11 protein-coding genes are annotated in these 12279 nt (G+C 71.7%); 5 read left to right on the plus strand and 6 right to left on the minus strand.

Annotation, left to right across the window (positions count from 1 at the left end; genetic code table 11):
* Positions 1–142 precede the first annotated feature (142 nt).
* Genes tkt through pgl form a run of 5 tightly spaced genes read left to right on the plus strand, consistent with a single transcriptional unit; the run spans position 143 to position 6814 of the window.
* The gene (gene tkt, locus ACWDVG_RS01985; RefSeq protein WP_451695226.1) at positions 143–2230 is read left to right on the plus strand and encodes a transketolase; all 2088 of its coding nucleotides are present in this window, start codon (positions 143–145) and stop codon (positions 2228–2230) included.
* Positions 2231–2266: 36 nt separating this feature from the next.
* The gene (gene tal / locus ACWDVG_RS01990; RefSeq protein ID WP_451695228.1) at positions 2267–3391 is read left to right on the plus strand and encodes a transaldolase; all 1125 of its coding nucleotides are present in this window, start codon (positions 2267–2269) and stop codon (positions 3389–3391) included.
* A 5-nt stretch (positions 3392–3396) separates the two neighbouring features.
* Complete coding sequence (zwf, locus tag ACWDVG_RS01995) at positions 3397–4929, plus strand: glucose-6-phosphate dehydrogenase (RefSeq protein ID WP_451695229.1); 1533 nt, start codon at positions 3397–3399, stop codon at positions 4927–4929.
* Positions 4926–6035, plus strand: a complete 1110-nt coding sequence (opcA, locus tag ACWDVG_RS02000; protein WP_451695231.1) for a glucose-6-phosphate dehydrogenase assembly protein OpcA — start codon at positions 4926–4928, stop codon at positions 6033–6035. Before zwf ends, opcA begins: the two co-directional genes overlap by 4 nt.
* Positions 6032–6814, plus strand: a complete 783-nt coding sequence (gene pgl, locus ACWDVG_RS02005; protein ID WP_451695233.1) for a 6-phosphogluconolactonase — start codon at positions 6032–6034, stop codon at positions 6812–6814. Before opcA ends, pgl begins: the two co-directional genes overlap by 4 nt.
* Before the next feature lie 22 nt (positions 6815–6836).
* Here the strand turns inward: pgl and ACWDVG_RS02010 are convergent, their stop codons facing one another.
* The 6 genes from ACWDVG_RS02010 to tpiA all read right to left on the minus strand — a co-directional run bounded on the left by ACWDVG_RS02010 (position 6837) and on the right by tpiA (position 12274).
* Complete coding sequence (locus ACWDVG_RS02010; RefSeq protein WP_451695235.1) at positions 6837–8441, minus strand: PH domain-containing protein; 1605 nt, start codon at positions 8439–8441, stop codon at positions 6837–6839.
* Positions 8438–8938 carry a PH domain-containing protein gene (locus tag ACWDVG_RS02015; RefSeq protein WP_451695237.1) on the minus strand — a complete coding sequence of 167 codons (501 nt, stop codon included), beginning with the start codon at positions 8936–8938 and terminating at the stop codon, positions 8438–8440. The genes ACWDVG_RS02010 and ACWDVG_RS02015 overlap by 4 nt, the downstream gene beginning before the upstream one ends.
* A 4-nt stretch (positions 8939–8942) precedes the next feature.
* Complete coding sequence (gene pgi / locus ACWDVG_RS02020; protein ID WP_451695238.1) at positions 8943–10604, minus strand: glucose-6-phosphate isomerase; 1662 nt, start codon at positions 10602–10604, stop codon at positions 8943–8945.
* Positions 10605–10744: 140 nt separating this feature from the next.
* Positions 10745–11080 carry an RNA polymerase-binding protein RbpA gene (locus ACWDVG_RS02025; RefSeq protein ID WP_309055485.1) on the minus strand — a complete coding sequence of 112 codons (336 nt, stop codon included), beginning with the start codon at positions 11078–11080 and terminating at the stop codon, positions 10745–10747.
* A gap of 77 nt (positions 11081–11157) precedes the next feature.
* Positions 11158–11388: a preprotein translocase subunit SecG gene (secG, locus tag ACWDVG_RS02030; protein ID WP_309055488.1), complete on the minus strand. Its 231-nt coding sequence runs from the start codon at positions 11386–11388 to the stop codon at positions 11158–11160.
* 109 nt (positions 11389–11497) lie between these two features.
* A complete protein-coding gene (gene tpiA, locus ACWDVG_RS02035; protein WP_451695240.1) occupies positions 11498–12274 on the minus strand; it encodes a triose-phosphate isomerase in 777 nt (258 codons plus the stop codon).
* Between the last annotated feature and the right edge of the window lie 5 nt (positions 12275–12279).

A 12279-nucleotide genomic window follows, 5' to 3' on the forward strand; every position in this document is an offset into this window, starting at 1 on the left:
CGCTCACCAGCACTCTGGCTGTGAGCGCTCATATGAGGGGCATGGACACGAAAAGAGAGGGGTTCGGCGGGGGTAGGCTCGACAACGCCGGTACACCCTCAGTCACCGGCTACAGACATGTGGAGAGGAGCCCTGACCCAGGGTGAGCACTAAGCCGACCACCACAGACCTCGAGTGGACCGAATTGGACCAGCGGGCCGTAGACACCGCCCGCATCCTGGCCGCGGACGCCGTACAGAAGGTCGGCAACGGCCATCCCGGTACGGCGATGAGCCTGGCGCCCGCCGCGTACACCCTCTTCCAGAAGGTGATGCGGCACGACCCGGCCGACCCCGAGTGGGTCGGGCGCGACCGGTTCGTCCTCTCCGCGGGCCACTCGTCCCTGACCCTCTACACCCAGCTGTACCTGGGTGGCTTCGGTCTCGAGCTGGACGACCTGAAGTCCTTCCGCACCTGGGGCTCGAAGACCCCGGGTCACCCGGAGTACGGGCACACCGCCGGCGTCGAGACCACCACGGGCCCGCTGGGCCAGGGTGTCGCCAACGCCGTGGGCATGGCGATGGCCGCCCGCTACGAGCGCGGTCTGTTCGACCCGGAGGCGGCCGCCGGCACCTCGCCGTTCGACCACCGGATCTACGTGATCGCCGGTGACGGCTGCCTCCAGGAGGGCATCTCCGCCGAGGCGTCCTCGCTCGCGGGCCACCAGAAGCTCGGCAACCTGATCCTGCTGTGGGACGACAACCACATCTCGATCGAGGGCGACACCGAGACGGCCGTGTCCGAGGACACGATGAAGCGGTACGAGGCGTACGGCTGGCACGTGCAGCGCGTCGAGCCGCAGGCCAACGGCGACCTCGACCCGGCCGCGCTCTACGCGGCGATCCGGGCCGCCGAGGCCGAGACCGAGCGCCCGTCGTTCATCGCGATGCGCTCGATCATCGCCTGGCCCGCCCCGAACGCGCAGAACACCGAGGCCGCGCACGGCTCGGCGCTCGGCGACGAGGAGATCGCGGCCACCAAGCGCGTCCTCGGCTTCGACCCGGAGCAGACCTTCGAGGTCTCCGACGAGGTCATCGCGCACACCCGCGCGCTCGGCGACCGGGCCCGCGACGCCCGCGCGGAGTGGGAGAAGTCCCTCGCCGAGTGGCGTACGGCCAACCCGGAGCGGGCGGCGGAGTTCGACCGCATCCAGGCGAACGAGCTGCCGGCCGGCTGGGCCGCGAAGCTCCCGGTCTTCGAGGCCGGAAAGAGCGTCGCGACCCGTGCCGCGTCGGGCAAGGTGCTCCAGGCGCTCGGCGCGGTCATCCCCGAGCTGTGGGGCGGCTCCGCCGACCTGGCCGGCTCGAACAACACGACGATCGACAAGACCTCCTCGTTCCTGCCCGAGGGCAACCCGCTGCCGGAGGCCGACAAGTACGGCCGCACGATCCACTTCGGCATCCGCGAGCACTCCATGGCCGCGGAGATGAACGGCATCGCGCTGCACGGCAACACGCGGATCTACGGCGGCACCTTCCTGGTGTTCTCCGACTACATGCGCAACGCGGTGCGCCTCTCCGCGCTGATGCACCTGCCGGTGACCTACGTGTGGACGCACGACTCGATCGGTCTCGGCGAGGACGGCCCGACCCACCAGCCGGTGGAGCACCTGGCCTCGCTGCGCGCGATCCCGGGCCTCTCGGTGGTCCGCCCGGCCGACGCCAACGAGACGGCGATCGCCTGGCGCGAGATCATGCAGCGCCACACCAAGGTCTTCGGCAAGGGCGCCCCGGTCGGCCTCGCGCTGACCCGTCAGGGCGTGCCGACGTACGCGCCGAACGAGGACGCGGCCAAGGGCGGCTACGTGCTGTTCGACGCCGAGGGCGGCGAGCCGCAGGTCGTGCTGATCGCGACCGGCTCCGAGGTGCACCTGGCCGTCGAGGCCCGTGAGCAGCTCCAGGCCGCGGGCGTCCCGACCCGGGTGGTCTCGATGCCGTCGGTGGAGTGGTTCGAGGAGCAGGGCCAGGCGTACAAGGACGCGGTGCTGCCCCCGTCGGTCAAGGCCCGTGTCGCGGTGGAGGCCGGCATCGGCCTCACCTGGCACCGGTACGTGGGTGACGCCGGCCGGATCGTGTCGCTGGAGCACTTCGGCGCCTCGGCCGACGCCAAGGTCCTCTTCCGTGAGTTCGGTTTCACGCCGGAGGCGATCGTCGCCGCCGCCCGGGAATCGATCGACGCCGCCGCGCGCTGACGCGGATACGTACGACTTTTTGGAGATGCAACTCTCATGACAGACGCTCTCAAGCGCCTCTCCGACGAAGGCGTCGCGATCTGGCTGGACGACCTCTCGCGTCAGCGGATCACGTCCGGCAACCTGGCCGAGCTCATCGACCAGAGCCACGTGGTCGGTGTGACCACCAACCCGTCGATCTTCCAGAAGGCGATCTCCGAGGGGCACGGCTACGACCAGCAGCTGGCCGACCTCGCCGCCCGCAGGGTCACGGTCGAGGAAGCCATCCGCATGATCACGACGGCGGACGTCCGGGATGCCGCCGACATCCTGCGGCCCGTCTTCGACGCGACCGACGGCCAGGACGGCCGGGTCTCCATCGAGGTCGACCCGCGGCTCGCCCACGAGACGGCCGCCACGATCGCCGAGGCCAAGCAGCTGGCCTGGCTGGTGGACCGTCCGAACACGCTCATCAAGATCCCGGCCACCGAGGCGGGTCTGCCGGCGATCACCGAGGTCATCGGCCTCGGCATCAGCGTCAACGTCACGCTGATCTTCTCGCTGGAGCGCTACCGCGCGGTCATGGACGCCTACCTGGCGGGCCTGGAGAAGGCCCGCGAGCGCGGCCTCGACCTCTCCACGATCCACTCGGTGGCGTCCTTCTTCGTCTCCCGCGTGGACACGGAGATCGACAAGCGCCTGGACGGCATCGGCACCGACGAGGCCAAGGCGCTCAAGGGCAAGTCCGCCCTGGCCAACGCCCGTCTCGCCTACGAGGCCTACGAGGAGGTCTTCGCGGACTCCTCGGAGCGCTGGGCCGCCCTCGACAGGGCGCACGCCAACAAGCAGCGTCCGCTGTGGGCCTCGACCGGCGTCAAGGACCCGGCGTACAAGGACACGCTGTACGTGGTGGACCTGGTCGCCCCGGGCACGGTCAACACCATGCCGGAGGCCACCCTGGAGGCCACCGCCGACCACGGCGAGGTCTCGGGTGACACCGTCCGCGGCACGTACGACGCGTCCCGCGAGGTCCTGGAGGGCGTCGCGAAGCTGGGCATCAGCTACGACGACGTGGTCCGGCTCCTCGAGGACGAGGGCGTCGAGAAGTTCGAGGCGTCCTGGAACGACCTGCTCAAGTCGACCGAGGCGGAGCTCGAGCGCCTCGCACCTTCGGAGGCGTAGGCACTTTGAGCGCAGTCCACGGAGCCAACCCGCTCCGTGACGCCGCAGACCGACGGCTCCCGCGCATCGCGGGGCCGTCGGGTCTGGTGATCTTCGGTGTCACGGGCGATCTGTCCCGCAAGAAGCTGATGCCCGCCGTCTACGACCTGGCCAACCGCGGCCTGCTGCCGCCGGGCTTCTCGCTCGTCGGCTTCGCCCGCCGCGAATGGGCGGACGAGGACTTCGCGCAGGAGGTCTACGAGGCCGTCAAGCAGCACGCGCGCACCCCCTTCCGCGAGGAGGTGTGGCAGCAGCTGATCCAGGGCATGCGGTTCGTCCAGGGCGACTTCGACGACGACACGGCCTTCGAGCAGCTGAAGTCCACCATCGAGGAGCTGGACAAGGCGCAGGGCACGGGCGGCAACTTCGCCTTCTACCTCTCCGTGCCGCCGAAGTTCTTCCCGCTGGTCGTCCAGCAGCTCAAGAAGCACGGGCTCGCCGACCAGAAGGACGGCTCCTGGCGCCGCGCGGTCATCGAGAAGCCCTTCGGCCACGACCTTGCCTCCGCCAAGGAGCTCAACGAGGTCGTCCACGAGGTCTTCCCGCCGGACGCGGTCTTCCGGATCGACCACTACCTCGGCAAGGAGACCGTCCAGAACATCCTGGCGCTCCGCTTCGCCAACACCCTCTTCGAGCCGATCTGGAACCGGTCGTACGTCGACCACGTGCAGATCACCATGGCCGAGGACATCGGCATCGGCGGCCGGGCCGGCTACTACGACGGCATCGGCGCCGCCCGTGACGTCATCCAGAACCACCTGCTCCAGCTGCTCGCGCTGACCGCGATGGAGGAGCCCGGCTCCTTCGACGCCGACGCGCTCGCCGCCGAGAAGACCAAGGTCCTCGGCGCGGTGAAGCTGCCGAAGGACCTGGGCGCGTCCACGGTCCGCGGCCAGTACGCGGCCGGGTGGCAGGGCGGCGAGAAGGCCGTCGGCTACCTTCAGGAAGACGGCATCGACCCGCAGTCGAAGACCGACACCTACGCGGCCGTCAAGCTGGAGATCGACAACCGCCGCTGGGCGGGCGTCCCCTTCTACCTGCGGACGGGCAAGCGCCTGGGCCGCCGGGTCACGGAGATCGCGGTCGTCTTCCAGCGCGCCCCGCACTCCCCCTTCGACCACACCGCGACCGAGGAGCTCGGCCGCAACGCCATCGTCATCCGGGTCCAGCCCGACGAGGGCGTCACGGTGCGGTTCGGCTCGAAGGTGCCGGGCACGCAGATGGAGATCCGGGACGTCTCGATGGACTTCGCCTACGGCGAGTCCTTCACCGAGTCGAGCCCGGAGGCGTACGAGCGGCTCATCCTCGACGTCCTGCTCGGCGACTCCAACCTCTTCCCGCGGGTCGAGGAGGTCGAGCTGTCCTGGAAGATCCTCGACCCGATCGAGCAGTTCTGGGACACGCACGGCAAGCCCGCGCAGTACCAGTCCGGGACCTGGGGTCCGGTCGAGGCGGACGAGATGCTCGCACGAGACGGACGGAGCTGGCGCCGGCCATGAAGACCGACCTGACGGACACCACGTCCTCCAAGATCAACAAGGCGCTGGTGCTCGGGCGGCGGGCGATCGGCACCCCGGCCGTCGGCATGGTGCTCACCCTCGTCATCGTCACCGACGAGGAGAACGCCTACGACGCGCTGAAGGCGGCGAACGAGGCGTCCCGCGAGCACCCCTCGCGGACCCTCGTCGTCATCAAGCGGGTCTCGCGCTCCCCGCGGGACCGCGCCAAGACGCGGCTCGACGCCGAGGTCCGCCTCGGCGCCGACGCCAGCACCGGCGAGACGGTCGTCCTCCGGCTGTACGGCGAGGTCGTCGACCACGCCCAGTCGGTGGTCCTGCCGCTGCTCCTGCCGGACGCGCCGGTCGTCGTCTGGTGGCCGGTCAACGCCCCGGCCGACCCGGCGAACGACCCGCTGGGCGCTCTCGCCCAGCGCCGGGTGACCGACACGTACGCCGCCGAGCAGCCCATCCAGGAGCTGACCGGGCGGGCGGAGACGTACACCCCCGGTGACACGGACCTGTCGTGGACCCGGATCACCCCGTGGCGGTCGATGCTGGCCGCCGCGCTCGACCAGGTCGCCTGCGAGGTCACCTCGGCCGAGGTCGAGGGCGAGGAGTTCAACCCGAGCGTCGAGCTGCTCGCCATGTGGCTGGCGGACCGGCTGAAGGTGCCGGTGCGGCGCTCGAAGTCGGACGGGCCGGGGCTCACCTCCGTACGGATGGAGTCCGACGCCGGACCGATCGTGCTCGACCGGCCGGACGGCTCGCTCGCCACGCTCTCCATACAGGGACAGCCGGACCGTGGTGTGGCGCTCAAGCGCCGCGACACCGCCGAGCTGATCGCGGAGGAACTGCGCCGGCTCGACCCGGACGACACCTACGCCTCGGCGCTCCGGTACGGCCTCGAGCGGCTCGACGAGCGGGCCGCGGTCGTCGCGCCCGAGCCCGCCGCTCCGGCCGTCGTTCCCGCTCCCGCTCCGGAGGAGCCGACCGAGCCGACCGAGCCGACGGACTCCGTCGGCGAGGAGCAGACGGCGACCGGCCCGGCCCCGGAGGCCAAGCCGGCCCCGAAGCGGGCCTCGGCCAAGAAGGCGGCGGCCAAGTGAGCGCCCCTCAGCTGGTGGTCCACCGCGACAAGGAGCTGATGGCCGAGGCGGCCGCGGCCCGGCTGATCACGCGCATCGTGGACGCCCAGGCGTCCCGCGGCGCGGCCTCGGTCGTGCTGACCGGCGGCCGCAACGGCAACGGCCTCCTCGCCGCCCTCGGCACGGCGCCGGCCCGGGACGCGATCGACTGGTCGCGGCTCGACCTCTGGTGGGGTGACGAGCGGTTCCTGCCCGAGGGCGACCCCGAGCGGAACGTCACCCAGGCCCGCGCGGCGCTGTTCGACCGGGTGCCGCTCGACCCGGCGCGGGTGCACGCGATGCCCGCGTCGGACGGCCCGTACGGGAACGACGCCGACGCGGCGGCCGCGGCCTACGCGGAGGAGCTTGCGGCGGCCGCGGGCCCCGGCGACCACGGCGGCGTGCCGACGTTCGACGTGCTGATGCTGGGCGTCGGCCCGGACACGCACGTGGCCTCGCTCTTCCCGGAGCTCCCGGCGGTCCGTGAGACCGAGCGGACGGTCGTCGGGGTGCACGGTGCCCCGAAGCCGCCGCCGACCCGGATCTCCCTGACCCTCCCGGCGATCCGGGCGGCGAAGGAGGTCTGGCTGCTCGCGGCCGGCGAGGACAAGGCGAAGGCGGCGGCGATCGCCCTGTCGGGCGCGGGCGAGGTGCAGGCCCCGGCGGCCGGTGCCCGCGGCCGTTCCCGCACGCTGTGGCTGCTCGACGCCGCGGCGGCCTCGGAGCTGCCGCGGAGCCTGTATCCGCCGGCGTCGGCCTGATCCGACCGTACGGAGGCCCGGTTCACCCGGGGGTGGGCCGGGCCTCCGTCGTGCGTACGGGTCCGGGCGCGGGCTCCAGGAAGGCCGCGAGGAGCCCGGGGACGGCCTCGGCGGCGAAGGTGAGCCCCTGGCTCTCGCCGGCGTCGAGGACGTCGTACGCCCCCGCTCCCGCGGCCGTCGTCGCGGTGACGGTCAGCAGTCCGGCGCGGCGCTGGAAGAACGACTGCTTCACGGTCCAGCCGATGACCCCGGACCGCTGGAGGGCGACCGTCGCCCGTCGTACCGTGCCCGAACGGGTCACCAGGTACGGGCCGCTGACGGCGTGTCCGAGGGTCCGGTGGGCGTCGAGGGCGAGCAGTACCGCGAGCGGGGCGAAGACGACCGCGCAGCCGGCCGCCACGTACAGCAGGACCGGGGTGACCAGCACGCCGAGGAGGGCGAGGACGGCGGCCGGGAGGAGGGCGGCGGTCAGCGCCCACCGCAGCCTGCGGGTGCGGGCGGCCCGGGGGTGGGCGGCGAGCGGCGCCCCGGTGGGCGGGGCGGTCTCGCGCAGGACCTCGGCGACGACCCGGTCGGCGACGGACCGCTCCACGGGCGGCAGCAGGTTCTTGAGGTCGGCGTGCCGGTCGTCGTCGTCCTTGACGAGGCCGGTGGCGACGGCGTCGACGCGGGCGGCGCCGCAGAGACGGATCCCGAGCGGTTCGACGAGTTCGACGCCGCGCAGCCGGGCCTCCTCCAGGGAGACGGAGCGGGCGGTGAACAGGCCCCGGCGGACCCGGAGGGTGCCGCCCGGCTCGCGTTCCAGGCGGTAGTTCCACCACATCTCGACCCAGAGGCCGAGGGCGCCGACGGCCCCGACGGCCGTGGCGAGGAGGACGAGGTCGACGATCACCCAGGCGAGGGAGACGTCCCGGAACCGCTCCCCTATCCAGTCGATGACCTCGGCCTGGGCGCCGAACCACTCGCTGACCTGCATGACCGCGCCGGCCGCCGCGCCGCCGAGGGCGGGGGCGAGGAAGGAGAGCGGGGCGTAGCGGATCCAGCGCGGGTCGAGGGCGGCGAGGGTGCCGTCGTGCCGGGGGTCCGCGACGGTGTCGGCGGGGCGGGCGAGGAGTTCGGCGCGGAGCCGTTCGCCCTCGGAGCGGGCGACGAGGTCGAGTTCGAGGGTGGACTCGCTGCCGCCGGTGCTCTCGCCGGTGCCGATGCGGACCTTGACGAGGCCGAGGACGCGCTGGAGGGGGTTGGCGGTGAGGTCGACGCTGCGGATGCGGTCGCGGGCGAGGGAACGCCGTTTCAGGAGCAGCAGTCCGGTGTGGAGTTCGGTCCGTTCGGGGCCGACGCGGTAGCGGGTGCGGCGCAGCCGGACGTGGTCGGCGGCGGTGCCGCCCAGGACGACGAGGACGGCGGCGGCGAGGACCCAGGCGACGGCCCGCGGGGCCGGGAGGGGGCCGGTGAGGGCGACCGCGGCGGGGACTCCGGCGCCCGCGGCGAAGCCGCAGAGGACGGCGGCGCGGGCGAGCACGGTCCGCCGGTCGAGCCGCCGCCAGCCGGGCCCGTCGAGCCCGTCGTGCCCGACGGGCCCGGGGGCGGGCCGCTGCCCGGAGGCCTCCGCGCCCGGGTCGCTCATGTGGCGTCCCCGGGCGTGGCCTGGGTGAGGGCCGTCAGCCGCTCGCCCAGTTCGGCGGCGAGCTCGTGGTCGAGGCCCTCGATCCGTACCGCCCCCTTGGAGGAGGCGGTGGTGACGGTGACCGTGCCGAGCCGGAAGAGCTGCTCCAGCGGGCCGCGTACGGTGTCCACGGTCTGGATCCGGGACATCGGCGCGATCCGCCACTCCTGCCACAGCGCCCCGGTGCGGACGTACACGGCCTCGTCGGTGACCTCCCAGCGGTGCACGCGGAACCACCAGGCGGGGAAGAACGCGGAGCAGCCGAGCCCGGTCAGGGCCACGGCTCCGGCGGCGAGGAGCAGCCAGGTCCTGGCCGGCCCGACGAGCGCGCCGAGGACGCCCAGGACGGCGACCGGGACGGCGGTGGCCACCAGGCACTGGGTCCGCCACCAGCCGACGGCGCGCCGGTCCACGGCGTGTCGCGGCGGGCGCAGCCGTACCGCGTTCTCCCCCCTCATGGGTCTACCGTCCGCGCAGCGAGCGGTAGGCGGCGACGAGCCCGGCGGTCGAGCTGTCGAGCTGCTCGCCGCCCTGGCCCTCGGTCAGGACGGGTTCGATGCGCTTGGCGAGGACCTTGCCCAGTTCGACGCCCCACTGGTCGAAGGAGTCGATGTTCCAGATCGCGCCCTGCACGAAGACCTTGTGCTCGTAGAGCGCCACGAGCTGGCCGAGCACGGACGGGGTGAGCGCGTCGGCGAGGATCGTGGTGGTGGGGTGGTCGCCCTTGAACGTCTTGTGCGGGACGAGCTCCTCCGGGACGCCCTCGGCGCGGACCTCGTCGGGGGTCTTGCCGAAGGCGAGGGCCTGGGTCTGGGCGAAGAAGTTCGCCATCAGCAGGTCGTGCTGGGCGACCAGGCCGGGCAGCAGGTCGTCGACGGGGCGGGCGAAGCCGATGAAGTCGGCCGGGATGAGCTTGGTGCCCTGGTGGATCAACTGGTAATAAGCGTGCTGGCCGTTGGTGCCGGGGGTGCCCCAGACGACCGGGCCGGTCTGCCAGTCGACGGGGTTGCCGTCGCGGTCCACCGACTTGCCGTTGGACTCCATGTCGAGCTGCTGGAGGTAGGCGGTGAACTTGGAGAGGTAGTGGGAGTAGGGCAGGACGGCGTGCGACTGGGCGTCGAAGAACGCGCCGTACCAGACGCCGAGGAGGCCGAGGAGCAGCGGCGCGTTCTCCTCGGGCGGGGCGGTGCGGAAGTGCTCGTCGACGAGGTGGAAGCCGTCGAGCATCTCGCGGAAGCGCTCGGGGCCGATGGCGATCATGAGGGAGAGGCCGATGGCGGAGTCGTAGGAGTAGCGGCCGCCCACCCAGTCCCAGAACTCGAACATGTTCGTGGTGTCGATGCCGAACTCCTCGACCTTCTCGGCGTTGGTCGAGAGGGCGACGAAGTGCTTGGCGACGGCGTCCTGGTCGGCGCGCAGCCCGGTGAGGAGCCAGTCGCGCGCGGAGGTGGCGTTGGTGATCGTCTCGATGGTGGTGAAGGTCTTCGAGGCGACGATGAACAGCGTCTCGGCCGGGTCGAGGTCGCGGACGGCCTCGTGGAGGTCGGCGCCGTCGACGTTGGAGACGAAACGGAACGTCAGGTCCCGCTGGGTGTAGGAGCGCAGGACCTCGTAGGCCATGGCGGGTCCGAGGTCGGAGCCGCCGATGCCGATGTTCACGACGTTCCTGATCGGCTTGCCGGTGTGGCCGGTCCATTCGCCGGCGCGGACCTTGTCCGCGAAGGCGGCCATCTTGTCGAGGACGGCGTGGACGGCGGGGACGACGTTCTCGCCGTCGACCTCGATCACGGCGTCGCGCGGGGCGCGCAGCGCGATGTGGAGGACGGCCCGGTCCTCGGTGGTGTTGATCTTCTCGCCGCGGAACATGGCGTCACGGAGTTCGGCGACGCCGGTGGCGGCGGCCAGTTCGCGCAGCAGGGTCAGCGTCTCGCCCGTGACGAGGTGCTTGGAGTGGTCCAGGTAGAGGTCGCCGACCCGCAGGGTGTGGTCGGTGCCGCGCGTCGGTTCGGCGGCGAACAGCTCCCGCAGCCCGGTGTCGCCCAGCTGCTCACGGTGCTTCACGAGTGCCGCCCACTCGGGCAGCCGGTTGAGCCTCGTACGGCCTTCGCTAGTCATCTCGGACATCGCCCACTTCTTCTCGTACTTTTCTGCCCCGCTGCCCTCCAACCTAATTGATCTGGGGACCTGAACGACGACATGACGAAGGGCCTTGTCCGCGAACCGTGTTCACGGGCAAGGCCCTTCGTCGTGTCGTCACACCACGCTCAGATCTCTCCGCGGAGCTTGGCGAGCGCCTCGGCGAGGATCGCCTCGCCGTCGGCGTCGCTGCGGCGCTCCCGCACGTAGGCGAGGTGCGTCTTGTACGGCTCCGTGCGCGGCGGGTCCGGCGGGTTGTCCCGGTCCTGGCCTGCCGGGAAGCCGCACCGCGGGCAGTCCCACGTCTCCGGGACCGCCGCGTCGCTGGCGAAGCTCGGCTGCGTCTCGTGCCCGTTCGAGCACCAGAAGGAGATGCGGAGGCGCGGTGCCGACTCGCCCCGCTCGGCCTCCCCCATCGGCCCCGCTCCGACCCGGCTTCCCCGGATCGCGTTGCCACTTGCCACGGTCGTAACTCCCTGCGTGATGGTGCTCGAAGATGCCCCAGTCTACGTAAGGCCCAACGCGCGTCCAGTGTTCGGAGTTACCCGTCCAACTTCATCAGCAGACCAAGTACGACAATGCAGGCGAACCACAGCAGGCCGACCACGATCGTGATGCGGTCGAGGTTGCGCTCGGCGACCGAGGAGCCGCCGACGGACGACTGCATGCCGCCACCGAACATGTCGGAGAGGCCGCCGCCCTTCCCCTTGTGCATCAGCACGAGCAGCATCAGCAGCGCGCTGAAGACGATCAGGGCGATCGAGAACCCCATAACCACGGCTGGACCAACTTCCTCGGACTTATACGGACGGGGGCCGGGCACCTGCCCGGCCCCCGCAAGGGTACGACGGATCGCCGCTACGGCATACTCACCGTTCGCGTCACTGGTCGCGGAAGCGCACGATCTTGACGAACTCGTCGGCGTCGAGCGCCGCGCCGCCCACCAGGGCGCCGTCGACGTCCGGCTGCGCCATGATCGCGGCGACGTTGCCGGCCTTCACCGAGCCGCCGTACTGGATGCGCACCTTGTCGGCGAGCTCCTGGGAGTACAGCTCCGCGAGGCGGCCGCGGATCGCCCCGCAGACCTCCTGCGCGTCCTCGGGGGTGGCGACCTCGCCGGTGCCGATGGCCCACACCGGCTCGTACGCGATCACGATGGACTCGGCCTGCTCGGCCGGGACGTCCTTGAGGCCGCCGTCGAGCTGGGCGAGGGTGTACTCGACCTGCCGGCCGGCCTTGCGGACGTCGAGGCCCTCGCCGACGCAGAGGATCGGGGTCAGGCCGTGCTGGTGGGCGGCCTTCACCTTGGCGTTGCAGACCTCGTCGGTCTCGGCGTGGTACTGGCGGCGCTCGGAGTGGCCGACGGCCACGTAGGCGCACTTCAGCTTGGCCAGCATGGCGCCGGAGATCTCGCCGGTGTACGCGCCGGAGTCGTGCGCCGACAGGTCCTGGGCGCCGTACTTGATCTTGAGCTTGTCGCCGTCGACCAGGGTCTGCACCGAGCGCAGGTCGGTGAAGGGAACCAGGACCGCGACCTCACAGGCGTCGTAGTCCTTGTCGGTCAGGGCGAAGGCGAGCTTCTGGACGTGGGCGATGGCCTCCAGGTGGTTGAGGTTCATCTTCCAGTTGCCCGCCATCAGCGGGGTGCGGGTGGTCATGCGGG

The organism is Streptomyces sp. NPDC003327, assembly GCF_053589515.1.